Source organism: Halopseudomonas sp. (assembly GCF_047631575.1).
Classification (GTDB): Bacteria; Pseudomonadota; Gammaproteobacteria; order Pseudomonadales; family Pseudomonadaceae; genus Halopseudomonas.
In genome coordinates this window covers 555,305-579,796 of sequence record NZ_JBLIAB010000002.1, presented here as the reverse complement: position 1 = coordinate 579,796, position 24,492 = coordinate 555,305, and the positions used below count along the sequence as shown (strand labels likewise).

General features: G+C 56.0%; 24 protein-coding genes and 2 tRNA genes. 13 read left to right on the top strand and 13 right to left on the bottom strand.

The genetic code is table 11. The features are described 5' to 3' along the window. Nucleotides 1–249: 249 nt before the first annotated feature. A complete protein-coding gene (locus ACJAXR_RS06690) occupies nucleotides 250–2,121 on the bottom strand; it encodes a carboxylesterase/lipase family protein (protein WP_415057465.1) in 1,872 nt (623 codons plus the stop codon). Nucleotides 2,122–2,260: 139 nt separating this feature from the next. Next, nucleotides 2,261–3,190, bottom strand: coding sequence for a LysR substrate-binding domain-containing protein (locus ACJAXR_RS06685; protein WP_415057464.1), 930 nt, complete (start codon nucleotides 3,188–3,190; stop codon nucleotides 2,261–2,263). Between the two features lie 117 nt (nucleotides 3,191–3,307). Here ACJAXR_RS06685 and metE point away from each other — a divergent pair, with 117 nt between their 5' ends. Both metE and rlmM read left to right on the top strand, forming a co-directional pair. Further along, entirely contained in the window at nucleotides 3,308–5,650 is a 2,343-nt protein-coding gene (gene metE / locus ACJAXR_RS06680; protein ID WP_415057463.1) for a 5-methyltetrahydropteroyltriglutamate--homocysteine S-methyltransferase, read from the top strand. A gap of 39 nt (nucleotides 5,651–5,689) precedes the next feature. Next, on the top strand, nucleotides 5,690–6,775 hold the full coding sequence (gene rlmM / locus ACJAXR_RS06675; protein ID WP_415057462.1) for a 23S rRNA (cytidine(2498)-2'-O)-methyltransferase RlmM: 1,086 nt from the start codon (nucleotides 5,690–5,692) through the stop codon (nucleotides 6,773–6,775). 4 nt (nucleotides 6,776–6,779) lie between these two features. Here rlmM and ACJAXR_RS06670 read toward each other — a convergent pair whose 3' ends face one another. Next, nucleotides 6,780–7,064: an antibiotic biosynthesis monooxygenase family protein gene (locus ACJAXR_RS06670; protein ID WP_415057461.1), complete on the bottom strand. Its 285-nt coding sequence runs from the start codon at nucleotides 7,062–7,064 to the stop codon at nucleotides 6,780–6,782. 131 nt (nucleotides 7,065–7,195) lie between these two features. On the opposite strand from ACJAXR_RS06670, the gene tusA reads away from it, so the two are divergent. Beyond that, nucleotides 7,196–7,435 carry a sulfurtransferase TusA gene (gene tusA / locus ACJAXR_RS06665; protein WP_415057460.1) on the top strand — a complete coding sequence of 80 codons (240 nt, stop codon included), beginning with the start codon at nucleotides 7,196–7,198 and terminating at the stop codon, nucleotides 7,433–7,435. A gap of 3 nt (nucleotides 7,436–7,438) precedes the next feature. Here tusA and ACJAXR_RS06660 read toward each other — a convergent pair whose 3' ends face one another. Beyond that, nucleotides 7,439–8,518, bottom strand: a complete 1,080-nt coding sequence (locus tag ACJAXR_RS06660) for a DUF3080 family protein (protein WP_415057459.1) — start codon at nucleotides 8,516–8,518, stop codon at nucleotides 7,439–7,441. 66 nt (nucleotides 8,519–8,584) lie between these two features. Next, nucleotides 8,585–9,991, bottom strand: a complete 1,407-nt coding sequence (locus tag ACJAXR_RS06655; RefSeq protein ID WP_415057458.1) for an MATE family efflux transporter — start codon at nucleotides 9,989–9,991, stop codon at nucleotides 8,585–8,587. Nucleotides 9,992–10,054: 63 nt separating this feature from the next. Here ACJAXR_RS06655 and ACJAXR_RS06650 point away from each other — a divergent pair, with 63 nt between their 5' ends. Then, nucleotides 10,055–10,657 (top strand): elongation factor P hydroxylase, encoded by a 603-nt coding sequence (locus ACJAXR_RS06650; RefSeq protein ID WP_415057457.1) that lies wholly within the window; start codon nucleotides 10,055–10,057, stop codon nucleotides 10,655–10,657. A gap of 31 nt (nucleotides 10,658–10,688) precedes the next feature. Here the strand turns inward: ACJAXR_RS06650 and ACJAXR_RS06645 are convergent, their stop codons facing one another. Beyond that, nucleotides 10,689–10,907: a hypothetical protein gene (locus ACJAXR_RS06645; protein WP_415057456.1), complete on the bottom strand. Its 219-nt coding sequence runs from the start codon at nucleotides 10,905–10,907 to the stop codon at nucleotides 10,689–10,691. A 298-nt stretch (nucleotides 10,908–11,205) separates the two neighbouring features. Between ACJAXR_RS06645 and ACJAXR_RS06640 the strand changes: the two genes are divergently transcribed. The 4 genes from ACJAXR_RS06640 to ACJAXR_RS06625 all read left to right on the top strand — a co-directional run bounded on the left by ACJAXR_RS06640 (nucleotide 11,206) and on the right by ACJAXR_RS06625 (nucleotide 14,609). Then, on the top strand, nucleotides 11,206–11,388 hold the full coding sequence (locus ACJAXR_RS06640) for a hypothetical protein (protein ID WP_415057455.1): 183 nt from the start codon (nucleotides 11,206–11,208) through the stop codon (nucleotides 11,386–11,388). A gap of 53 nt (nucleotides 11,389–11,441) precedes the next feature. Continuing rightward, nucleotides 11,442–12,176 (top strand): GGDEF domain-containing protein, encoded by a 735-nt coding sequence (locus ACJAXR_RS06635; protein ID WP_415057454.1) that lies wholly within the window; start codon nucleotides 11,442–11,444, stop codon nucleotides 12,174–12,176. Nucleotides 12,177–12,306: 130 nt separating this feature from the next. Beyond that, the gene (gene pdxB, locus ACJAXR_RS06630) at nucleotides 12,307–13,458 is read left to right on the top strand and encodes a 4-phosphoerythronate dehydrogenase PdxB (protein WP_415057453.1); all 1,152 of its coding nucleotides are present in this window, start codon (nucleotides 12,307–12,309) and stop codon (nucleotides 13,456–13,458) included. After that, complete coding sequence (locus tag ACJAXR_RS06625) at nucleotides 13,455–14,609, top strand: ATP-NAD kinase family protein (RefSeq protein WP_415057452.1); 1,155 nt, start codon at nucleotides 13,455–13,457, stop codon at nucleotides 14,607–14,609. The genes pdxB and ACJAXR_RS06625 overlap by 4 nt, the downstream gene beginning before the upstream one ends. Before the next feature lie 31 nt (nucleotides 14,610–14,640). On the opposite strand, the gene htpX is transcribed toward ACJAXR_RS06625, so the two are convergent. The 3 genes from htpX to ACJAXR_RS06610 form a co-directional block, all read right to left on the bottom strand. After that, nucleotides 14,641–15,528 (bottom strand): protease HtpX, encoded by an 888-nt coding sequence (htpX, locus tag ACJAXR_RS06620; RefSeq protein WP_415057451.1) that lies wholly within the window; start codon nucleotides 15,526–15,528, stop codon nucleotides 14,641–14,643. 114 nt (nucleotides 15,529–15,642) lie between these two features. Next, the gene (locus ACJAXR_RS06615; protein ID WP_415057450.1) at nucleotides 15,643–16,065 is read right to left on the bottom strand and encodes a hypothetical protein; all 423 of its coding nucleotides are present in this window, start codon (nucleotides 16,063–16,065) and stop codon (nucleotides 15,643–15,645) included. A 26-nt stretch (nucleotides 16,066–16,091) separates the two neighbouring features. After that, nucleotides 16,092–17,303, bottom strand: coding sequence for a pyridoxal phosphate-dependent aminotransferase (locus tag ACJAXR_RS06610; protein WP_415057449.1), 1,212 nt, complete (start codon nucleotides 17,301–17,303; stop codon nucleotides 16,092–16,094). A gap of 99 nt (nucleotides 17,304–17,402) precedes the next feature. Between ACJAXR_RS06610 and msrB the strand changes: the two genes are divergently transcribed. Together msrB and ACJAXR_RS06600 are read left to right on the top strand one after the other, a co-directional pair. Then, complete coding sequence (gene msrB, locus ACJAXR_RS06605) at nucleotides 17,403–17,798, top strand: peptide-methionine (R)-S-oxide reductase MsrB (RefSeq protein WP_415057448.1); 396 nt, start codon at nucleotides 17,403–17,405, stop codon at nucleotides 17,796–17,798. Between the two features lie 23 nt (nucleotides 17,799–17,821). After that, a complete protein-coding gene (locus ACJAXR_RS06600) occupies nucleotides 17,822–18,331 on the top strand; it encodes a glutathione peroxidase (RefSeq protein WP_415057447.1) in 510 nt (169 codons plus the stop codon). A gap of 31 nt (nucleotides 18,332–18,362) precedes the next feature. On the opposite strand, the gene ACJAXR_RS06595 is transcribed toward ACJAXR_RS06600, so the two are convergent. Continuing rightward, on the bottom strand, nucleotides 18,363–20,717 hold the full coding sequence (locus ACJAXR_RS06595) for an ATP-binding protein (RefSeq protein WP_415057446.1): 2,355 nt from the start codon (nucleotides 20,715–20,717) through the stop codon (nucleotides 18,363–18,365). A gap of 98 nt (nucleotides 20,718–20,815) precedes the next feature. Here ACJAXR_RS06595 and ACJAXR_RS06590 point away from each other — a divergent pair, with 98 nt between their 5' ends. Continuing rightward, nucleotides 20,816–21,709, top strand: a complete 894-nt coding sequence (locus ACJAXR_RS06590) for an ATP-binding protein (RefSeq protein WP_415057445.1) — start codon at nucleotides 20,816–20,818, stop codon at nucleotides 21,707–21,709. On the opposite strand, the gene ACJAXR_RS06585 is transcribed toward ACJAXR_RS06590, so the two are convergent. Together ACJAXR_RS06585 and ACJAXR_RS06580 are read right to left on the bottom strand one after the other, a co-directional pair. Further along, complete coding sequence (locus ACJAXR_RS06585) at nucleotides 21,706–22,362, bottom strand: glutathione S-transferase family protein (protein ID WP_415057444.1); 657 nt, start codon at nucleotides 22,360–22,362, stop codon at nucleotides 21,706–21,708. The genes ACJAXR_RS06590 and ACJAXR_RS06585 overlap by 4 nt on opposite strands. Nucleotides 22,363–22,446: 84 nt before the next feature. Then, complete coding sequence (locus ACJAXR_RS06580) at nucleotides 22,447–23,217, bottom strand: hypothetical protein (RefSeq protein ID WP_415057443.1); 771 nt, start codon at nucleotides 23,215–23,217, stop codon at nucleotides 22,447–22,449. Nucleotides 23,218–23,737: 520 nt separating this feature from the next. Between ACJAXR_RS06580 and ACJAXR_RS06575 the strand changes: the two genes are divergently transcribed. Together ACJAXR_RS06575 and ACJAXR_RS06570 are read left to right on the top strand one after the other, a co-directional pair. Beyond that, nucleotides 23,738–23,813 (top strand) — tRNA-Glu (locus ACJAXR_RS06575). A gap of 16 nt (nucleotides 23,814–23,829) precedes the next feature. Then, nucleotides 23,830–23,905 (top strand) — tRNA-Gly (locus ACJAXR_RS06570). A 143-nt stretch (nucleotides 23,906–24,048) separates the two neighbouring features. On the opposite strand, the gene ACJAXR_RS06565 is transcribed toward ACJAXR_RS06570, so the two are convergent. Then, nucleotides 24,049–24,450: a PA2817 family protein gene (locus tag ACJAXR_RS06565; RefSeq protein WP_415057442.1), complete on the bottom strand. Its 402-nt coding sequence runs from the start codon at nucleotides 24,448–24,450 to the stop codon at nucleotides 24,049–24,051. Between the last annotated feature and the right edge of the window lie 42 nt (nucleotides 24,451–24,492).

Below are 24,492 nucleotides of genomic sequence, written 5' to 3'. Positions count from 1 at the left end.
GGTGAGCTGGTCAACTTGAAAGCAAAGGACGCACTCATGGGTTGTCTACAGGTAGCATTATTGCTGTTTTTTACAGAGTTCTATGGCTTAAAGCTCATAACAATGCCTTGACGCAATGGATGCATGCCTCAGCAATGGGATTGAAACTCGCTCGATTAGAAAAAGAGACATTTATTGCAAATGGATCACACAAAAACGGGGCCCGAAGGCCCCGTTTTTCAATGTTGCTACCGCTCTAGGCGGTGCAGATCAGGGATTGGAGTAGCTGGCAGACTGACCGAAGAAGGCACGCAGCGTCCCTTGCTCGAGAGGGCTCAGTCCGATGTTGGTCATGGCTGCGGTCCAGGCGCTATTGACTCCCGACAGCGTCAGACCTTCATTGGACATGCTGATATCAGTTGCTGCGTCATTCGCATCGAACACGATGACCTTGTCGGCACCAGCGGTATTTGACCAGGGCTGCCAGGCCAGCTCGTCTTTACTGAAATTCCCATTGGGATTGCCGCCGCGGGCGAAGTCTGCGAGGTAATCCATCATGGCGTTCTGCAGGTCCTTTCTGCCTGGTTCGTTCTGCGCTGTGAAAGGCAGGTTGAACAAACCTTCACCAGCACCGTGGAAAAACGAAATTTCCGAGGCATGACCCGCGCCATAAATAAAGTTGAATGGCGCAGGCCCTGACTGGGTGCCCCAACGAAAATCATAGGCGTATGTATTGGGCTGGACCTGAGTGATGATCCGGGCCAGTTCATCCACGTATTTAGCGCGCCAGGCACGGCCACCATTGTAGCCTGTGACCTCGTAGGTGTCCTTGTCTTTCTGGGTAGGCAAAACGTCATCGATTGTCTGTGTGCCCTCAAAGGCAACGTCTAGCAGATCCAGCCAGGTTTTGTTCGGTGGCGAGGGTACAGAGGGCAGCGCTCCTTTCAGCACACTGCCATAGAGGGGCATGAAAGATTTCTGCTCGTACTCGTTGGCCCCGAGAATGATCGGTACGTTGTTGAAGTTGCCTGAGTTGAATGCGGGCAACCAGCCTCCAGCCGGGATAACGTTGCCATCTTCTATACCGCCGTAGGAGCTCAACTGGCTGTAATTGAATACCGCCTGGTACAGGTCGCGGCCGGGTGCAGCACGCAGGTAGGCGTTCAGGGTGCCCGCGGCCTCCATGTTCTGGCGCATTTGAGTAGCCTGGGCGGGGCTGATCGGAGTGGCAGGTGTCTTGCGGTCTTCAATTAGCCGAATCAGCCACTCGATATGGCTGTTGGCTGAAGTACGTGCGCTGTTGGTGCTGCGCGTGGTCATGGCGCCGCTTTGCGACACAGCCTGATGAAACAGATCGTTGCCCGCCTCGGGCGAGACCATCAGGTTGAGCACGTTATGCGCGCCGGCCGATTCACCGGTGATGGTGACGTTGTCAGGATCGCCACCAAAATCGGCGATATTTGATTTGATCCACTTTAGGGCCTGGACTGTATCCATAGTACCGAAGTTGCCCGAGTCGGATAGGGGGTCGGCGCCGCCGGTTTGCACTTCAGGATGGAAGAACCAGCCCAGCGGCCCGAGACGGTATTGCAGTACCACCATCACCACATCGGAGTTCTCGACCAATGCTCGGCCATCGTATTGCTTAGCGGTGCCAAAATTATTCGAACCACCGTGGATCCAGACGTAAACCGGCAATTTTTCGGCCTCGTAACCGGAGCGATTCGGCCGATAGATATCGGCGATCAGGCAATCTTCGCTGCCAACCATGGTAGCGGTGCGCTGCCAGCGAGTGGTGGTTTCAGCTTGCACACACTCGGAATGACGCTGCGTTGCATCCCGTGTGCCGGTCCAGTTTTCGGCTGGCTGTGGCGCGCGCCAGCGCAAGTTGCCCACTGGGGGTTTGGCGTAGGGCAGACCATGCCAGACCAGTGTGTCTTCTTCAACTATACCCTGGACTACGCCGTTGGCGAGGGCTACCCGGGCACTGGCAGGTTCGGTAATAGTACTGCTGCTACCTCCGCCGCCACCCAGGCAACCGGATAGCGTGAGCGTTCCGGCAATGGCAAGGGCGAGCGTGGTAAGAACGGGGCGTGATAATAGTGATGCAGGGGTATTGAAGGTGTGGGCACCAGAACGCATGGGTCTCTCCTGAGTCGTTATTATTGTTAATTGGGCTGCCATCCTCGGCTGACCCTATAGGTCCGATCATGTGCCGGACTTGATTCAGGATACTTGTAAATATCGATTCATGATTAGACATAAGCAGTGAATATGTCGTTCATGGTCTTTTGCCTATTTTGGCACTGACTCCTTCGAGCGTTGCGAAAGAGATATCTTTCGCGGTGAGGAGGAAGTCCTGCAGGTATGACATTTCCAGCATGTCCTCACGCACTGCTGCGTACAGCGTGCCGAATAAGCCTTCAGTGCCAAGCGGTCTGGCGCTGACATACCCCCGCTGCAGGTATTCAGCCATCGCCCAGTTTGGCAGGCAGCACACGCCGCGCCCCGAGGCGACCAGTTGCATCATCATCACCGTCAGTTCGGCGTTGCGGATCGAGGCGGGTTCAACGCCGGCGGGGTCGAGAAACTGGGTAAAGATGTCCAGGCGGTCGCGGTCTACCGGGTAGCAAATCAGTGTCTCGTCGCACAGGTCCGTGGGTTCGACATGATGGCGGTTGATCAACGGGTGCTGGTTACTGATTGCGAGCATGGCCTCGTAGGTAAACAGGGGGACGTAGCTGATACCCGGTATCTCCTGCGGGTCGGAGGTGACCACCAGATCCAGTTCGCCCCGGGCCAGTGCCGGCAGGGGAGCGAAGAAAAAGCCCGAGGCAAAATCCACCTCCACTTCTGGCCAGGCGTTGCGAAACTGGTCAATGGTGGGCATCAGCCACTGAAAACAGCTATGGCATTCGATCGCCATGTGCAGTCGACCCGCCTGACCGCCGGCAAGGCGCTGCAGATCACGTTCTGCCTGGCGCAGTTGCGGCAGTATGTTGTCCGCTAGACGCAGTAGCCGCAAGCCGGCACTGGTAAAGCGCACTGGTTTGCTCTTGCGGGCGAACAAAGGCAAGCCAAGGCGTTCCTCCAGATCCTTGATCTGATGCGACAGTGCCGATTGGGTCAAATGCAAGCGTTCTGCGGCTTCGACCAGGCTTTCGGCTTCGCGCAGGGTAGCCAGTGTGCGCAGGTGGCGTAGCTCAAGCATGGAGGTGATTCTCTAACATGAATGAAATCGAAGTTTAGCATTAATAGGATGAGTTTGATTCAGTGCTTGACCAGGCAGACCATGGTGGTCACAAAACAGAACACGATGGAGCACGTTATGGCACTTGCACACAATCTGGGATTCCCGCGCATTGGCCGGGACCGCGAATTGAAAAAAGCGTTAGAAGCTTTCTGGGCCGGGAGCATTGAGCAGGATGCCTTGTTGCAGGCAGGACGTGAATTACGCGCCACGCATTGGCAATTGCAGCGTGAGGCCGGGATCGATCTCCTGCCGGTAGGCGATTTTGCTTGGTACGACCAGGTACTGACCCATAGCCTGATGGTAGGCGCCATCCCGGACCGGTTCAACCAGGAGGGCTGTCCTGATCTTGATACTTTGTTCCGCATGGCGCGGGGCGTGAGCCGGTCCGGCAAGCAGACCTTTGCCTGTGAAATGACCAAATGGTTTGATACCAATTACCACTATCTGGTGCCGGAGTTCAGCCGTGACCAGACGTTCAGCCTGCAGTGGACACAGTTGTTTGACGAGGTGGATGAAGCGTTGGCGCTGGGTCATAAAATCAAGCCGGTGGTACTCGGGCCGCTGAGCTATCTGTGGTTGGGCAAGACCAAGGGAGAGGATTTCGATAAGCTTGAGCTGCTGGAAGCATTGCTACCGGTGTATGTTGAGATATTCAATCGTCTTGCTGCCCAGGGTGTGGAGTGGGTGCAGATAGATGAGCCTGCGCTGGTGATGGACTTGCCCGCGGATTGGAAAGCGGCTTATGAAAGCGTGTTTAACCGTTTGCAGCATGCGCCATTGAAAAAGCTGCTGACCAGTTACTTTGGAGGCCTTGAAGATAACCTAGGTTTGGCCTGCAGTCTGCCGGTGGATGGGCTGCATGTGGATCTGGTACGAGCGCCTGGGCAGTTGTCGTTCGTGCTGGACCGGTTACCGAGCTACAAGGTTTTGTCGCTGGGGGTGGTTAATGGCCGTAACATCTGGCGTTGCAACTTGAGCGACGCTCTGGAGAGTTTGCGTCAGGCTGAAGAACGCTGGGGCGAACGGCTTTGGGTAGCGCCTAGCTGCTCTTTATTGCACAGTCCGGTTGATCTGGATCGGGAAGATCGGTTGGATGAGGAACTGCTTGGCTGGCTGGCCTTTGCCACGCAAAAAGTGCGGGAAGTAGCGCTATTGACCCATGCCCTGAGGGCGCCTGATGCGCTGGAGGTGCGTGCTGCCTTGACTGCTTCAGATGCTGTACAGCTTGCCAGACAGTCCTCGTCACGTATTCATAATCCAGCGGTGAGCAACAGGCTGTCAGAGATTGAAGCGCTGCACAGTGAGCGCACTACGCCTTACTCGCAGCGTGCTGAACTGCAGCAACAGCGTCTTGGGTTGCCCGCCTGGCCGACAACAACAATTGGCTCATTCCCACAGACTCAAGAAATTCGTACGAGCCGTGAGGCTTATAAACAGGGCCTTATAGAAGAGGCAGATTACGTGGCCGAGATGCGTGAAGAGATTGCCCACGTGATTCGCGAGCAGGAAGCACTGGGTCTCGATGTGCTGGTGCATGGCGAGGCTGAACGCAATGACATGGTCGAATACTTTGGCGAACAACTCTCGGGCTATGCATTTTCCCGTTTTGGATGGGTGCAGAGTTACGGTTCGCGGTGCGTCAAGCCACCCATTATCTATGGCGATATCAGCCGCCCCGCACCCATGACGGTGGAGTGGGCGAGGTACGCGCAGAGCCTGACGGACAAGCCGGTCAAAGGTATGCTTACAGGTCCGGTCACCATGCTGATGTGGTCGTTTCCGCGAGAGGACGTGAGCCGCGAGTTGAGTGCGCGGCAACTGGCACTGGCGATTCGCGACGAGGTAGTGGACCTGGAAGCAGCGGGCATTGCGATTATTCAGATCGATGAGCCAGCGTTTCGTGAGGGTTTGCCGTTGCGTGCTGCCGCCCATCGAGACTATCTGGGCTGGGCTGCGGAAGTATTCCGGCTCAGTGCTAGCGGTATAGGGGATGCTACGCAGATCCATACGCACATGTGCTACAGCGAGTTCAACGGCATCCTTGATTCCATTGCTGATATGGATGCGGATGTGATCACCATCGAGACTTCGCGCTCGGACATGGAACTGCTTGAGGCCTTTTCCGGCTATGCCTACCCCAACGCCATCGGGCCGGGCGTGTATGACATCCATTCGCCTCGGGTGCCCGAGGTAGCCGAGATCGTGCGGTTGTTGCGCAAAGCCGCACGGGTCATTCCTGCCGAGCGGCTTTGGGTCAATCCCGATTGTGGTTTGAAGACCCGTGGCTGGTCCGAGACCCGGACCGCTTTGACGGCGATGGTCGAGGCCACGCGGCAGCTGCGCAGCGAGGAAGTCACCGTGGCGGTTAACCCTCGGTCGCAAACCGCTGCCAATCAGCTAGCGCAGCCTGCCGGGTAGCCTGTAAAGTAGCGACCGGTCATTTTGCTGGAGCGTTACATGCGCGAGTTGTTGTTGCACTGCCGTCCTGGTTTCGAGGGCGAAGCGGCTGCGGAGATGCAGGAGCTGTCAGCTGCCAGGGGCATCGCCGGCTATGCCGTCACCAAGGAAGGCTCGGCGCTGGTTCGCTTCGTCTGTCCCGAGGAGGGGGCCGCTGATCAGCTGATGGTCAAGCTGAATTTCCGTCAGCTGATCTTTACCCGGCAGTGGGCGTTGGGCGAATGGCTGGACGTGCCGGTGGAAGATCGCATTTCACCGATCATCACTGCCTGCTCCAAGGGTCCAATTGCCTCGAGCATGTGGCTTGAGACTGCCGATACAAATGATGGCAAGGCCATGGCGGCGCTGACCAAGAAGTTGTCTGGCCCGTTGGAACGAGCGCTGACCAAAACACGATTCGTGCGCCCGGCTAAAACCGACGCACCGCGTCTGCACCTGTGTTTCGAGAGCGGCCAGCGCGTCTTTGTTGGCTGGTCGTGGGTGAACAATGCTGCGCCCTGGCCGATGGGTATTCCGCGCTTGAGGGTGCCCCGCGAGGCACCCAGCCGCTCCACTCTGAAACTCGAGGAGGCGTGGCATCATTTTGTCCCGCGGGATGAATGGGATAGTCGTATGGCGCCGGGCATGACCGCGGTCGATCTGGGTGCGGCGCCAGGTGGCTGGACATGGCAAATGGTCAATCGTCACATGGACGTGATCGCGGTAGATAATGGACCTATGGCGCAAAGTCTTATGGACAGTGGCCAGGTCGAGCATATCCAGGCGGACGGCTATCTGTTCAAGCCGAAGAAAACCGTGCACTGGATGGTGTGCGATATCGTCGACAAACCAGCCAGGTCCAGCGCATTGCTCGGACGCTGGGTTGGACGGGGCTGGTGTCGTGAGGCAATCATCAACTTCAAACTACCCATGAAACGGCGTTATCAGGAGGTCATGCAGTGCATCGATCACGTGCAGGCGGACTTGGATGCAGCCGGTATCAAAGCGACTATTTCCTGTAAGCAACTATACAGCGACCGCGAAGAAGTGACTTGCCACGTGCGCGTCTTGCACGCAGGCAGTTTCAAGATTCAGACGGTGAGCTAAGCTCTTACAATGGCTCAAGCAGGGTTATGCGCTCTTCTTTTTCAAGCATCGGTGCAAATGCACTGATGCTGTCAAAACGTGCCTGAGAGTGCTCCCAACGCTCCCAGGAATGCCGGTTTTGCCACGTGACCATCACAATACGTTGGTTGGGACGTTCCAGATCACGGAATGACTCGCCGGAAATAAACCCGGGCGATTGAATAGCCTGCTGGATGACTTTGCGGGCAGCTTCTTCGTAAGGCTGTTCAAGGCCTTCGGCAATAACGCGTTCGATCAGTACTTTGATCATCAAATAATCCTTGATACGGGTGTTTATGGCGTCTCGATTGGCGCTTCTACATATAGTGTCGGTGCTTGCGGCCCTGCTGGCAAGGGGCCGGTCTTTTACGGATAATGGTTTTTTTCTTCGGCAGGCTGACCATGAGCGAAGCAACTTCTCCTAGGCAACTTGATACGCGTGGGCTGATGTGCCCTGAACCGGTCATGTTGTTGCACAACGCGGTACGCGACACCGATAGTGGCGATCTGCTCGAGGTGCTGGCCACTGACCCCTCTACTCAGCGTGATATCCCCCGGTTTTGCAGCTTTCTCGGTCATGAATTGGTGGAGAGCGGTGAGAGTGATGGTGTATACCGTTACCTGATTCGCAAGCAGGACTGAAATTCAGGCGTCAGGCGCAGGGCCTTGCCAGCCGGTCTGGCCCGGGCGCATGCCGCAGTTGCCCAGTACCCTTTGCCAAGCTTCGCTGTGCGCAGTTATTTGACGCTGGTAATGCGTCCACAGCGAACTTTCACCGGCTGCGAGCACTGCTAGGTAATCGGCAGTGGCGGATGGGATCTCGGGCACGCTGGAGAGCTGCATAACACCCTCTGCCCAGGGTCGACCCAGGCGCTGCACTTGCGCCATCTGGGGCTGAATTTCTCCTGCGTAAAACAGCACGAACACATTGAGCAGAATGCGTGACTGGCTTGTGGGCTGGCCCATGGGGCACAGCTTGGCTACTGAGGGGTCGCCGAGCATGGTCGTTGCCTGTTGCAGAGTATGGGTCAAACGGCTCAGGCTGTGGATCAGCTGACTGCTGCGATCGCTTTGATATAGCGCTAGAAAGTGCGCATCCAGATCCGGTCGGGAAGGCGGCAGCTGGGCGGGCATGGATTGACCCACCATGGCGAGTTGCTGCAGCGCCTGAGCGCCCAAGCGGTCTTCAAGCGGTTGATCCTGCACCGGCAATGGTTCGTTGGCGAATCGCAGATAATATTCAAATTCTTCGCTGGCATTGATTGCATTCCAGAATACGCCGTGGAGCTGTGCGCGTTTCTCGGTGACGAGCTGGTTCAGTTCGACGATCAGCTCATCGCGGTCGGGATCGTCTTTTAACGTGGTGATGCAGTCTTCGATCGCGCGGATGAGTTCACCCTCGAACGCCAGACGATGGGACCAAGGCATGACTTTGCCGAGGATGCTGTTGCGTTCGCTGACCCGTTGTTGCATAGGCTTGCAGGGTTGGGTATCAACCAGCAGTTCGATTAGGCTGATACGCATGGGGGCAATATCCAGCAACCGGTCCCGACGTTCAGGCAGTCGGTAGCGACTCAACTGAGTGACATCATAGTGCGCGTGTTGTTGCTCGAGTACACGCCCGAGTCGGTCGAGGTAGTTGTCCATCTGACGGACAGCCAGAGGCATGCGCTCACAGCCGGTGAGCAGCAGGCAGAGTCCGATGATAACCGTCAACAGACGCATGTATAGTCCTTGCAGCATTTGGTTTGTATTATGCCACGCTGCACTGCATCGCGTGAGCGGTAGCCGTTACCGGAGTTTTCCTGCGCTGCCCCAGGGCTGCTGGCGCTTGCGTTTGGCACTGACCCAGGCCAGACGCACAGACAAAAAAACCGCCGCTGTTGTCAGGCCTAAAATCAGACCCTGCCAGAAGCCCGCAGGGCCTCGGGCAGGGCCGAGAAAATCGGTCATGCCGAGTACATAGCCGCTGGGAAGTCCGACAGCCCAGTAGGCTGTTATCGTCAGAATCATGGGCATACGGGTGTCCTGATAGCCACGCAGGGCGCCTGCACAGGCCACCTGGATCGCATCGGAGAACTGATACAGTGCGGCGTAGAAAAATAGCTGTGTGGCGAGCTGGATGACCTGTGGATTGTTGGTATAGAGCAGGGGTATCCATTCGGCTAACCCGAGCATGATAGCGGCAGCGATAAACGCAAATACCAGTGCAACCCCCAGCCCCATTTTTGCCGCAAATAGACCTGCGCGCGCGCCATTAAGGCCAAGGTTATGACCTACACGCACCGTGATGGCCAGTCCCAGGCTAAACGGTACCATGAAGGTCAGCGATGAAAAGTTCATGGCGATCTGATGTCCGGCGACAACTACGGCGCCCAGACCGCCAATCATCAGTGCTATCACACAGAACATGCTGGTTTCGGCAAACAGTGCCATGCCAATGGGCAATCCGAGCCCTAGCAGGTGCCTTTGCTCTGTCCAGCGCGGCCAGTCGAAGCGCTCGAACAGGCCGGTTACCGCATAGCGTTTCGAGCGTTTGAGATAGATCAGCATGCAACCCAGCATGAACCACATCACCAGTGCGGTAGCGACCCCGCAACCAACGGCGCCCATTTCCGGAAAGCCCAGTTTGCCGTACACCAGCACGTAATTGGCGGGCACGTTCAATGCCAGCCCCATAAAGCCGATCAACATGGTTGGTTTGGTTTGCGACATGCCATCGGTCAATCCGCGCAATGCCTGGAACAGAGCTACGGCGGGAAAGCCGAAGGCCACGGCGATCAGATAATCCACGGTGATCGGAATCAGCTGAGCTTCCACATTCATCCAGCGCATGATCGGCTCAACCGAGCAGAGAAAGAGTGCACTTAGACAGCCAATGCTGAATCCCAGCCAAGCACCCTGGCGAACCAGACTGCCAGCGTCGCAAAGATTACCGCTGCCATTGGCTGCCGCCACCTTGGAGGTGACGATCATCAAGACGCCGGTAAGAAATAGAAAGGTCGGTACCCAGAAGGCGTTGCCCAGGGCCACTGCTGCCAGGTCAACCGCGCTGACTCGTCCGGCCATAGCCGCATCAACAAAGCCAAGCAGCGTATGCGACATTTGCGCGGCAATGATTGGCAGGGCTAGCCAGATCAAGGAACGCAATTCTGTTACACTGCGGCGCCTGTAGGTGCCGGATTTGCTGCTGGTCATAGCCGGTTAGTCCGAAGAAAAGCGCCTCATCCTAACAACTTGCCCGACATTGTCCAGACGTCCATGACTCATGATTGCCAGGATCTGATCCGCCTCTTTGAAAGCTGTTTCGCTCGCGATTACAACACCGTGCTGGTGGGCGGGGGAGCGGAGCCTGAATACCTGCCGGCGGATGTCACGCATACGCAGCATCGGATCATTTTCACCCGGGACTATTACCGTAGCGCACTGCACGAGATAGCTCATTGGTGCGTCGCTGGAGCTGAGCGCCGCTTGCTCGCGGATTTTGGTTACTGGTACGCGCCTGATGGCCGCAACGCCACGCAGCAGCGTACATTTGAACAGGTGGAAGTGAAGCCGCAGGCACTGGAATGGCTGTTCTGTGCTGCGGCAGCGCATCCCTTCAGCGTGAGTCTCGATAATCTGAATGGAGAGCAGGCTGACGCGGCCCCCTTTCAGAGCGCAGTACGCAAACAGGTTTTACTCCACCTTGAAGCCGGTATTGCGGAGCGTCCTGGGTCGTTTATACAGGCATTGATCGATACCTATCGTCCGAGACACGGACTGGAAGAATTTGGGTTTTTTGCGGATACAGACCGAACGCAAACGCAAACGCAAGCCCAAGCCCAAGCACGAGTGTTCACTGTTCCTGACCCTCTCTCCTGACTAGAATGACTTTCATGTGCCCCTGCTCCCTTTACTCTGAACTGGAGACATAATGTATTATCGCTCCTTCGAATAAAGAATCATTGTTAGCCTGAGCCTGAGCCTGATTCTGATTCTGATTCTGCTGCTGATTCAAGTGGGTGGCTACTTCGTCGTGCTGCAGTCCAACAGGACGATTGCTGCGGCTACGCTGGTTGATGAACTGGGCACCGGTTCGCAGGTGGTTTATCGCCTGCTTGCCATGCGGCACGAGCGGTTCCAACAGTCAGTGCAAGTGCTCGTCAGAGACTTTGCTCTCGCGAGACACTCGCCAGCGGCGAACTACCGACAATCCGCTCCATGCTTGATAATCACGGCAAGCGCACTGATGTCTCGCTTGTCATTCTGAGTGCTCCCATAGGCATCAGCCCATCACGCTGCTCATGCCTATGGGAGCACCTCCTGTAAGTGTTGACCCGCACGTGTTGAAGTTGGCCAGCGCCGGGGCACATATAGCTGCACTGGGTCGCGATTCAGGGCAGGTCTATCAGTAGGTCAGCACCCCGGTCATGTCGCCGAAACTGACCTCATTGCTGACGATGGGCTTTGCTATGGATACTGTGCTTTTAAGTGATCGCGGTGACCTGAACGATATAGAGATCAGCTTGCTAGCACGATCGGAGATTGGCGTCTGGGAAGGGCGAGCAAGCACACAACCCGAGAGTGTCACCGAACAGATTGCCACTACTTGATGCGGCATACCGAGTCTGCCTAGCAGCTGTTAGCGACCGGCGAGCGCTATCAGATGCTCAGTGTGCCGTTGCATGCCAAGGGTGAAGCCGAGTTGGTCATGGTGCTGGGTCTCTCGTTGGAGCGATCACTGGCTCCTTATCAGAAGATGGAACGCGTCATACTGATGATGCTTGTCACGGGTCTTTTACTGTCGTCTGTGGCGGTGTATTTCGTTACCCGTAATATGATTGCAGCGCTCAATCGCTTGGCTCATCTGGACAGCCTGACAGGGTCGGCAAACCGAAGATTACTTGGGGTAGCCATGCGGCGCGCTGAGTTTGAGCGCGCCCGCGTGGGTACGCCCTACACATTATTTATGCTTGATCTGGATAAATTCAAAGCCTTGAACGAAACCTACGGTCATGCTGCGGGCGATCAGATACTAAAAACGGTTGCAGAGAGGCTTCGTTGCTCGCTGCGCGGCACTGACACCGTCGCTCGCCAAGGAGGCGACGAATTCGTCGCTTTACTCCCTGATACCTCAAAAGATATTGTCGATCTTCTGGCAGAAAAAGTTGTGTTTGCTCTTACACAGCCCATGGAGATAGCCGAAAACAGTTTCACCATAGGCGTTAGTCTGGGTGTTGCAGTTGCAGTTGCAGTTGCAGATGCGACCAATACGTTGACGCCGGAACAACTTCTGCCCCTTGCAGATAAAGCCCTGTATCAAGCTAAGTCCCGTGAGGTCAGTTATGTGCTAGCCAGTAAGCTTGAGGCTGATTCCGAAGAATTGAAAAGCGCTCGCTGAGTCACCCTCGCAATATGGTTTTTCGTTATGGGTATACCGATAGGCTGCTCCGAGAGAGCAGCCGTACGTGTTATGTTCTGCAACTGACGAACTGGTGGGAGCCGATTTTGAGAATGATAGGTTTTAGTACATGCGAATAATCGCAGACGAAAATATCCCGCTCCTCGATGCGTTCTTTGGCCCGCTAGGTCAGATTATCCGCCTGCCCGGCAGAGAGATTGACCGCACTGTCCTGTTGGACGCAGATGTGTTGCTGGTGCGTTCTGTCACTGCCGTCACCGCAGCGCTTTTGGTTGGCACACCGGTGCGTTTTGTCGGTACTTGCACTATCGGCACAGACCATCTGGATGTGTCCGGATTAGCCGCCGCTGGTGTGACGGTTGCCAGTGCGCCCGGTTGTAATGCTCGCGGCGTCGTGGAGTATGTACTGAGTTGCCTGCTAACGCTGTCTGAGCGCACCGGCCAATCCTGGCGTGACAAAACCGTGGGTGTAGTCGGTGTCGGTGAAGTGGGCGGTCGTCTGGTCAATACGCTGGAGGCGCTGGGCGTTCGCTGTCTGAGGTGCGATCCCCCGCGGGCTGAAAAGGGGGAGGCCGGCTTGATTCCGCTGAATGCATTAATTGCCGAGGCCGACGTGATTACCTGTCATGTGCCCCTGCTGCGAGAAGGTAAATATCCTACGTTTCACTTATTCGACTACACGCGCTTGAAGGCTCTGCGTCAAGGCGCCTGGTTGATTAACAGCAGCCGCGGCCCGGTGATCAATAACCAGACACTCGCCGAGGTCCTGAGCCAGCGTAATGATCTGCAGGTCGCGTTGGACGTCTGGGAGCATGAGCCGGAGGTTGATCTGTCGCTGATGCAGCTATGCGCGCTGGCAACCCCGCACATCGCCGGTTACAGCCTTGATGGCAAACTACGTGGCACGGCGCAAATTTATGCAGCGCTCTGTGCGTATTTGCAGCAGCCGACATTGGTGCAGTTGGCAGATCTGGCGCCTGATACTGGTCGAGTCCAGCTCATGGTGCACCCCGATGTGCCGGCTGAGTGGCTGCTGGGCCGGGCTTTGCGTTGGGTTTACGATGTGCGTGACGACGACGCTCGCATGCGCAGCAGTCTCTCCCTTGCTGCAAGTGAGGCTGAGCGGCGGGCGGGCTTTGATCGGTTACGCAAGGAGTATCCCCTGCGCCGCGAAGCTGGCCTACTGACGATAGCCAGCAGCGCCGAACTGTCGGCGGACACCTGCTCCTTGATATTGGCAGCGGGGTTCCTGATACCGTGACAGATACGACTCCGCGTTTTCGCATTGGCCTGCTCATCAATCCGCTTGCGGGGTTGGGCGGTGAGGCAGCCCTCAAGGGCTCGGACAACGTCGCTGAACAGGCGTTGGCGATGGGCGTTAAACCGCTTGCTATCGCCCGTGTACGCCAGGCGTTCGAGGTGTTGTTGCCCCACTCGCAACGAATCGAGTTATTAGCTGCGCCGGGGCTGATGGGGGAGAGCCTGGCTGTCGATATGGGGTTTAAACACCGTGTAGTGGGCAGTTTGGATGCCGAGCACACCAGTGCGCAGGATACCCAACGTGTTGCCGCTGAGCTGGTCGCCGAGGGTGTTGATCTACTGTTGTTCGCCGGCGGTGACGGCACAGCGCGGGATATCTGCAGCAGCATTCCAGTCGGTCAGCTGGTATTGGGTATACCGGCTGGGGTCAAGATTCACTCAGGTGTCTACGCGGTTAATCCCCGCGCAGCCGGCGAGCTGGTATCACTGCTGGTAAGCGGTGATCTGGTGCGCCTGGGCGAAGCGGAGGTACGCGATATTGACGAGGAGGCTTTTCGCCAGGGCAAGGTCCGGACGCGGCATTTTGGCGAACTGGCAATTCCGGAGGAGGGTCGATTCGTGCAACAGGTCAAGCAGAGCGGACGGGAGACCGAAACCCTGGTGCTTGATGATATCGCAGCCTGGTTGCAGGAGTCGGAGCCGCAGATTGGCTGGATCATGGGGCCGGGCTCGACCAATATTGGTGTGCTTGAAGCAATGGGTTTGGCGGGTACGCTGCTGGGTGTTGATGTATTGCGCGATGGACAACTGCTGGCGACTGACGCAACAGAAAAACAGCTTTGGGACTTGCTCGAAAGCGGCGAAGACTGGCGCATTCTGGTTACCGCGATCGGCGGGCAAGGACATATTCTGGGCCGAGGCAATCAGCAGATTTCACCGCGCGTAGTGCGAGCGGTTGGACTCGACAACCTGATGGTGGTTGCCACGAAAACCAAATTGAAAACCCTGGCTGGGCGGCCGTTCCTTCTCGATAGTGGTGATGCCGAACTGGACCAGGAACTCACCGGATTACGCCGGGTGGTGAGTGGTTATCGCGAAGAAATGTTGTACCCGGCTAGTTGGTTCGCCGGATCGCAGACCAGCGAGCCATGACGGCTCGCTGGTCTGCGATATATTTTAGCGGTTAGCGGTTAGCCGATCGCAGGGCAGCGATACGCTCTTCCAATGGAGGATGAGTCATAAGCAAAGCCGCGAGACCCGTGCGTAGTCCACCATTGATACCGAACGCAGTCATCTCTCCAGGTAGTTCGACCGGCTGACCCTGTTCAGCGCGCAAGTGCTCCAGCGCTGCAATCATATTGCCTGTGCCGGCCAGTTGAGCTGAGGCCGCATCGGCCCGAAACTCCCGCTGACGCGAGAACCACATGACAATAATGCTGGCCAGAATGCCCAGTACAATCTCGGCAAAAATAGTCGCAATGATGAAGCCGAATCCTGGTGCACCGCTGTCATTCTTGAAGATGACCCGGTCCACGAAGCTGCCGATAATGCGTGCAAAGAACATTACAAAAGTATTTACCACACCCTGAATTAGCGTCAGGGTGACCATATCGCCGTTGGCGACGTGGCCGATCTCGTGGGCCATGACGGCTTTCACTTCATTTGGACTAAAGCGTTCCAGCATCCCGTCGGATACCGCTACCAGGGCGGCGTTACGGTTCCAACCGGTGGCGAAGGCATTGGGTGCGCGCGAAGGGAATATGGCCACCTCTGGCATACCGATATTGGCCTGCTTGGCCAGACTGGCAACGGTGTCGATCAACCACTGCTCTTGACGGCTTTGCGGCTTCTCTATGACGCGCGCGCCGGTGCTGCGCTTGGCCATCCACTTGGATAGAAACAGCGAGATAAAAGCGCCGCCGAAGCCGAACATCGCGCAGAAGATCAATAGTCCAGTCAGGTTCATGCCCCCATCTGCATCACGCGTGCCGATACCCAGCAAGCTAAGGGTTACGCTGGCTACCAGCAATATGCCCAGATTGGTTGCCAGGAATAAAACAATGCGCATCATGTATTAGGAACTCCTTTTAGAAGCTGATTTTTGAGAATTAATAATGGGTGTTTTGTGGCGGCTTTCAATAGCTTATCTGTTGCAAATCGTGTTGGCCTAAATGCTCGGGTTCACCTAGCGCACGAAGCAGAGATGGGTGATTTCTGCGATACGGGTTGATGAACCGCTGGCTTTTGCATCACGCAGCTGCTGCGCCAGTGTTGCCCTTTGACGCGCTATGCTGATCGGCAGGCTATGGTCAAACAGATCTTGCGCGGGACGGCTAAGGAGCACGAAAGCGCGCTCGCTAAGGCAGCATTGATCTATCGCTTCCTGGCGGATTACATCCGAATAACGCAGAAAACCCTCTTCTGCCAACCAGAGCATCGCACTGAAACAGGCCTGATGACGTGGCGCTGGCACACCAAACGCATCCGGCTCGTGTTCGCCGATCAGATCTGCGACAAACAGCGTGGTCAGCCGCGGGAAGCTGTTATACAGTCCGAGCAAAATGCTGGCAACGTCGTGATAAAAGTCATCGATATGCAGGTCGGCCATATCTGTCTCCGCTATCCGCAGCGCTGCTACTGACGGTAGTGCTTGAGGAAGTTAGCGATCCGTCCTATGGCCATTTCCAGATCATCCTTGCGTGGCAGCGATACAATGCGGAAGTGGTCCGGCCAGGGCCAGTTGAAAGCAGTGCCTTGCACCACGAGGATCTTCTCCTGCAGCAACAAATCGAGCACCATCTTTTCATCGTTGTGGATCGGGTAGACTTTTGGATCGAGCTTAGGGAACAAATAGAGTGCGCCCTTGGGCTTGGTGCAACTTATGCCGGGAATCTCGTTGAGTAGTTCCCAGGCTGTGTCGCGCTGTTCCAGGAGACGGCCGCCGGGCAGAATCAGGTCATTGATGCTTTGGTAACCCCCCAGTGCGGTCTGAATTGCATGCTGAGCCGGAACGTTGGCGCACAAACGCATCGACGAGAGGATGTCGAGGCCCTCAATATAACTTTGTGCCTTGTGCTTTGCGCCGCTGATGATCAGCCAGCCAGAGCGAAATCCGGCGATGCGGTAAGATTTTGATAGCCCGTTGAACGTCAGACACAATAAATCCGGTGCGATCGCTGCAACAGACTCGTGCTCAACGCCGTCGTAGAGAATCTTGTCGTAGATTTCGTCCGCAAACATGATCAGATTGTGCTCGCGCGCAATCTGGGCCAACTGCTCGAGCATGTCGTGGGAATAGACCGCGCCAGTCGGGTTATTCGGATTAATGACCACGATGGCCCGGGTACTAGGGGTGATCTTACCGCGAATGTCATCGATATCCGGGTACCAATCGGCCTGTTCGTCGCACAGGTAATGCACCGGCTTACCACCCGAAAGGCTCACCGCGGCAGTCCATAACGGGTAATCGGGCGCTGGGATAAGTACCTCGTCGCCATCATTCAACAGTGCTTGCATCGCCATGACGATCAGCTCGGAAACGCCGTTGCCCAGATAGATATCCTCGATGCTGACATTCGGGATGTTCTTGGTCTGGGTGTAATGCATGACTGCTTTGCGTGCTGAGAATAGCCCTTTGGAGTCGCTGTAGCCCTGTGCGGTAGACAGGTTCAGGATCACATCCTGTAGGATTTCCTCGGGCGCCTCGAAGCCGAACGGTGCCGGATTGCCGATATTCAGTTTGAGAATCCGGTGGCCTTCTTCTTCTAGACGCTTGGCATGACGCAGAACGGGCCCGCGGATGTCATAACAGACATTGGCCAACTTGTGCGATTTGCTAACCTGCATGGTGCGTTCCTAGGGCTGTGCGAATGGGAATAAAACCCGCATCATACGTTGTGCGGCCCTGAGTGGGAAAGTCCGTTATTGACCTTCGTTGGAGTAGACATGAACAAGATTACCAAGAGCGAGCAAGCCTGGCGCGAGCAGCTGGATGAGGAGCAGTATCAGGTGTGTCGGGTCAAGGCTACAGAGCGCCCATTTACGGGTGCTTACTACGCTAACAGCACGCCGGGGGTGTACCACTGCGTGGCCTGTGACGCTGAACTGTTCGATACGCAGACACAATTTGATGCAGGTTGCGGCTGGCCAAGTTACTCCGCGCCGGTAAGCGAGGATGTGGTGACTGAGATTGATGATTCCACCCATGGCATGCATCGCACAGAAGTGGTTTGTACATGTTGCGATTCGCACCTGGGCCATGTTTTTCCAGATGGGCCGCAGCCCACTGGCTTGCGTTATTGTATTAATTCAGTGGCCCTGAGGCTTGAGCCCCGGGCCTGATCCTTGATTCGGGAGCAGCAAGTATGAGTGATTCCAACAATAGCGACGCGCCAACCAGTGTTTTGCATATTCCGGTAAAAACAATTGATAACCGTGAAACCACGTTAGGCGAGCTGGGCGCGAAGGCCTATCTGGTGGTTAATACCGCAAGCAAATGCGGGTTCACTCCGCAATATAAGGGGCTTGAAACCCTGTGGCAGGACTATCGTGATAAGGGTCTGCAGGTTGCTGCTTTTCCGTGCAATCAGTTTGGCGCCCAGGAGCCGGATAATGAAGAGCAGATTGCCGAATTTTGCGAGCTCAATTTCGGCGTCAGCTTTCCGTTGTTTGCCAAGGTCGAGGTCAATGGCAAGTCTGCCCATCCCCTCTTCCAGCAGCTCAAGACAGAAGCTCCGGGTTTGCTCGGCAGTGAAGGGATCAAGTGGAACTTCACTAAATTCCTGGTCGATGGGGAGGGTAGAGTGATCAAGCGCTATGCGCCCGCGACGTCGCCGGCTGATATGGCGAAGGATATAGAGACGATACTGAACTGAGCTAAATCGTGCTCCTTATATGGTCTGCGTTTCATTGCTGGCGTGAAGGCTCCAGCCATTTGATCATTAGAGCTTGCAGGTCTTCGCGCTTGAACGGCTTTGCAAGGTAGTCGTTCATGCCGGCCTGTTCGCAGCGCTGACGGTCTTCGTGCAGGGCATTAGCCGTCAGGGCAATGATCGGGAGATCTTTCCAGCGTAAGTCGGCGCGCATGCGACGGCTGGTTTCATAGCCATCCATCACTGGCATGTTGCAATCCATGAGTACTAGGTCGAAGTCCTCCCGTTCTAGCCGCGCCAGAGCTGCCTCGCCCTGTTCGGCGATCTCGACTTCGTATCCCAGCCGGGTCAGCATGCCTTTGGCTACCAGTTGATTCACGCTATTGTCTTCGACCAGCAGGATTCGCTGTCCGGTGGGGTGTTGGTGGCTGGTCAGTGTCTCCTGCTCCTGGTCGGCTATGCCCATGCAGCGGTCGATCACGCGGGCCAGACGGGCTCGTGGCGGCGGGCTGGCAGCTTGCTCGCAGATGCCCAGCTGCTGTACGGCGTCTACACCGAGTTGCTCCGGGTAGGGGCATACCAGAATACGCGGTATTCGGGGTTGCTGATTCTGCAGTCGGTGGGCCAGGTCGGTGCTGTCCAGTAGCCAAAGATCGGCATCTTTTTGGGGTAATGGGATGGATGATGCATCCGACTCATATTCGTTGATTTGGCAGTCTATCTTCCAGTGACGCAGTAGTTCCAGTAAGACCTCGCCCTGAAACTGACCCCGAAGGCTCCAGATGACGACGCGGCAGCGTTTGGGGTACACATAATTGGGCTGTTGTTGATGGGGCGTGGCGGGCAGGGTGACGGTAAAAGTGCTGCCCTCGCCGAAGCGCGACTCCGCCTGTAGCTTGCCCTGCATGGCATCCGTCATGCTCTTGCACAGCGCCAAGCCCAGACCGGTACCGCCGAAGCGTCGGGAAATCTGTGCGTCAGCCTGGGTGAATGGGGAGAAAATGCCCTTTAGCGCATCCTTGGCAATACCAATGCCGGTATCACTCACGGTTATACACACCTGTTGGACGCTATTTGGGCCCAGCTCCAGATCAAGTCGGAGGCTGACGTGCCCGTGCTCAGTAAATTTCAGCGCGTTGGAGAGCAGGTTGCTGACGATCTGGCGAATGCGGGTCGGGTCGCCCAGCAGTAAACCGGGCAGCAGGGGGTCTATGCGACAGGTCAGTTCGACGTCTCGCTTTCCGGCGTTTTGGGAGAGCAGACTGGCGGTGTCTTCCAGCAGCGCGCCGAGATCAAAGGGAATCTGTTCCAGCTGGAATTTGCCGGCTTCGAACTTGGACAGGTCTAGGATATCGTTGAGTAGTGCGATCAATATCTTGCCGGAATCGTTGGCGATGGTTAACTGCTGGCGTTGTTCGCTTTGCAACGGGCTGTCGAGGGTTAGACCAATCATGCCCAGCAAACCGTTGATTGGGGTTCGGATTTCATGACTCATGCTGGCCAGGAAGGCGGAACGCGCCCGTGCCATGCTCAGCGCTTCTTCACGGGAGTTCTCCAGGTCCTGGTTGGAGCGGCGCAGCTGGGAGTTAGTTTCCTGCAGTTCGGTGGTGCGCGCTTCGACAATGATCTCCAGTTCCTCCAGATACTGTCGCAGACGCTCTTCAGCACGTAATTTCTGACGCATGTTTACGTCGATGCTCTGCAGTTGACGATTGGTCACCTCGACTAGCGCGCCAATTTCGTCGCGTTCATGATGGGCGGGGCAGGGCAGACGGCTACGGTCGTCGTCACCGGTCTTCATATTCAACAAGTCGTCGATCAGGCGAACCAGCGGTTTGGTCAGCATTGCATAGAACAGTACCATCAGGACCAGCGACAGGATCAGACTGAGAATGAAGCCCGAGAGCATGGTAAGGCCGGCGCGGCGCAGAAAATTGGCGCCCTGGTGGAAGGTGTCTACCTCGATGACCAGATAACCCAGCAACTCGTCCGATGCGTGGCTGACGTACAAGGGGCGGGAGTAGCTGCGGCGACGGTCGAACAACGCATCACTGACCGGCCTGTAGGGGCTATTGGCCATAGGCCTGCTGACACTGGCCAGGGCGATGCCGTTGTCGTCTATTATTTCTGCGCGCACGACCGGCGGGGCCTTGAGCAGGCCGTTGACCAGCTCCAGAGCGAGTTCGGTATCGATGTTGTAGGCGATGCGTGAGGCGGGACCCATACTGACATTGATTTGTGCCCGGATCTCCTCGTCGATTGCGGCCTTTTGAGCGCGATAGTCGACTGTCACCTGGGCCAGGCCCAGGAGCGTGCCGAGGATAAACGCTGCAAGCACACCCAGGCGGGTCTGTTTGAAGGATAGGCGATCGGTAAAGCGGATATTCATAGGGCGTCCTGCCGCTGTCGTCTGCCTTTCATGTTAGCCCAACTCTGGCTGGAGAGTCCGGTCGATGCGTGGCATTGTTCGGTTATTTGGAGACCAGTATGTCAGAAGTTACACCTCAACAATTCATGCAGCGTGTCCTGAGTCTGATCGAGCGACTGGAAGTGGGTGCCGACAAGCGCCGATTGCCGATTGACTGGGCGGCGGTGACCGCTGCGCGCTGGGTCTGCGAGGGTGGCGAGGGGTGGCTGCGTCCGCTGATGGTGAGTCAGGATATTCGTCTTGCCGACTTGCTCGGGGTGGACCGGCAGAAAGCAGCCCTGCAAGCTAATACACTGCAGTTCGTGCGCGGCCTGCCGGCCAACAATGCGTTGCTTTGGGGTGCACGCGGTACCGGGAAATCATCCTTGATTCGTGCGCTGCTAGCCGAATACGCCGGTGATGGTTTGCGGTTGATCGAAATCGACAAGAGCGATCTGCTGCACCTTCCTGCGCTGGTGCGCGATATCCGTGACGCGCCCTGGCGATTCCTGTTGTTCTGCGATGATCTGGCTTTCGAGGCGGACGACAGTGCGTATAAATCGCTTAAAACGGTACTCGACGGAACTGTTGAGGCCGCGCCAGATAACCTGCTGCTTTACGCCACTTCAAATCGGCGTCATTTATTGCCGGAACAACACAGCGATAACCTGGGCGCGAGTATGGTAGAGGGTGAGCTACATCCCGGCGAAGCGATCGAGGAAAAAATCGCGTTGTCTGATCGTTTTGGTCTATGGGTCTCGTTCTACCCTTTCTCCCAGGAGCATTATCTTGAGGTGGTGCAGCACTGGCTGTCGACACTGGCAGCCGAGCACCAACTTCAATGGCAATGGTCTGAATCGCTGAAACAGCAGGCCCTGCGTTGGGCACTGTCACGGGGTAACCGCAATGGTCGCTGCGCGTATCAGTTTGCCCGCTCCTGGGTTGGTAGCCAGTTACTGGAGCAGCACCGTTAGCGATTACTCATTTTGGCTACCAGCTGGTGCTCGGCTGGTAGCAGGGCGCTCAAGCTGGAGCGTGCGGTCATACGTGCAAGTAATGACGAAAGACAGGGCCAGCGGTCCTCGTCGATCAATTCGCCGACATGGGCCATGTTGATCAGTTGGGAGGTCACGGCTATGTCTGCCATGCTCATGCGGTCACCGAGGAAAAACGCTTTGCCATTCAACTGCGTATTGAGGTAGTCCAGCATCGGTGGGAGATGCTCAGTGAGCGCCTTTTGTACCGCCTGTTCATCGCATTGATCGCCTTTGAGCGGTTCCAGAAAACGCTGGGCGAAGACAGTGAAGGTCGCGTAGGGCGCGAGTTCATAGTCGGCATATTTTTCCAGCCAGCGCACACGCGCAGCTTCAGCTGGTGAATCACCAAACAGGGAAGTGCCTCCGTATGTATCTTGCAGGTATTGGCCAATAACGGCCGAGTCCGCGAGTTTCAGATCGCCATCCTGAATGGCTGGGATGCGTCCAAGCGGGCTAATATCAAAATACCAGACCGGCTGATTGAAAGGGGGAACAACGACGTGCTCGTGGTTAATCGCCTGCTCGGCCAGCTGTATGCGGATTTTGCGCACAAAAGGGGAGAGTATTGCTCCGTACAACGTCAGAGACATGTTGAGGTATCCGTGTTGGAAAATGCCAGGTGAGGGGGGTGAAATCAGCGTAACGACTGGATAACGCGCTCAGTCGTTACTGGTTCAATCGTCGTAGACGGCTTTCTTCTTCCACTCGGCATCCGTTTTTTCCAGCTCCTGCAGTCCGGCGCTGAGTTCGTTCGAATCGGCGCTGATAGTCTGTTCGCTTTGCACGATCGCGTCGGAAGCTTGCTTGAGTAGCTCTTTGAAGCGCAGGATCTGATCAATCAGTGCCGGATTGTTTTGCTGTTGAAGGTAGGTTATGGCGCGCTCGTATTGCAGTTTTGCCACGCGTGGCTTGCCCTGGCGTATGCCTTGTATGGCCAGGACCTCAAAAACTTCAAGGGAGGTGACGAATAGGTATTCAGCGATCTGTGCGGACCATTGCTGTAAGGCAAGCTTGTCGATCATGCCCTCCCTGTGAGCATGCACGAGCAAGGTTTGCAGATTCTCCAGCATCAGGCGGGCTTCCTTGGCCTGAATCTCACTTTCCATTTTCACGGGCGGATTGCTGATAGCGGGCTCCGCATTTTTCAATTCCTGCCGAGCGCTTTCGAGCATTTTACGAGCGCGTTCGTCCTTGCGATCGAGGCGAGTGAGCTTTTCCAGCAGACTGATTTCCAGGCTGGTCAACAACACATTGAGCTCTGCGCTCATGTATTGACCGGGGAGTTGCGCATTGATGGTGCGGCAAGTCTTCAGTCGCGACCCGAGTTCTGCTATGGCGCGAGCGCGTTCGATGCGTGCTCGTTCCAGACTGTGGCTTATAAAACCGATACTCAACAGGATAAGTACGCCACCCGCAACAAGGGAACCTATTAATAACGGAGACATGATCAATCTCTCTTTTTGGCTATTGGCGCCTGGCTATGATCGCGCCAGTGCCACCGGTTTGATTTGCAACATTTCTATGTGTTGCCTGCAAAGACGGTCTTCAATATCCAACTTTACCCGAACAGCGTTTTAGAATCATCTAGGCATTACCATATTGCAACAAGATTTTTCAGGCTCTCAGGGTTAGTAGGTGTACTGTCAATTGGGGCATTTCTCGCATGATCTGCTGCTCTAATTGCTTATCAGAGTAGTCGCCCACAGGAGAAGCGACGCAGTCTGCTTCGTCAGCTGCCCGTAGTCGCTCTGTTTCAAGCGCGGCGAGTATTTACAATAGCTCCAGTGCTGTCCTTGTTCCAGAGCGGTTGCCTGGGTCGGGCATGGGTATGGAAATAAACTGGAAAAAGATGGGCTTAGGGGTTGACGATAATTCAGGGCATGCCTAAAATGCGCGCCACTTGCAGCGAACAATACGCCGCAAGTTAGCTAGGGTTGAATGCCCTAGTGAATGAAGTCCGGGTATGTCCCCTTCGTCTAGTGGCCTAGGACACCGCCCTTTCACGGCGGTAACAGGGGTTCGAGTCCCCTAGGGGACGCCACTTCGGCGTCAATTTTGCGGGAATAGCTCAGTTGGTAGAGCACGACCTTGCCAAGGTCGGGGTCGCGAGTTCGAGTCTCGTTTCCCGCTCCATATGTAACAAAAAAACCGCTCAAGAGCGGTTTTTTTGTGTCTGGGATTTGGTTCTTGGGCGAATTGGATAATCGAGTCCCATCTCGCCCAGCGGCGTTTAAGGAAGGTATTTCGTCCAAGTAGAGCTTGACGTTCCTTGCGTCTTAGGAACTCTGGATTAGCTGTCTTGCCTGTTCCCAGTTAAATTCCTCGCCACGCTCTTCAGCAGAAGCGCGATGCTCATCGATCAGCTGATACTGAGCGATTTCTTCATCGGGCATAAAGTGCAAGCAGTCGCCACCGAAGTACCAGAGCAGGTCGCGGGGTATCAGATGTCCGATCTGGGGGTAGCGGCTGATGATCTGGCAGAGGATTTCCTGGCCGGTATACAGGCTGTCGTGATCGCCCGCTTCCAGTTGACCAATCATTTCGTCAAAGCGTTCCAGAAACAAGATATTGCTCTCTTCGGGCACCTGCTCCATGAGCACCGATTGCGCGCGCAATGTGTCGAACAGGCTCTTGAGCAGAGCCATGTGATAGCGATGATAGGGTAGATCGGGATTCATGGGGGACTCCTGTGACGTTGCGGCGGAGTCTAACAAAAAGTA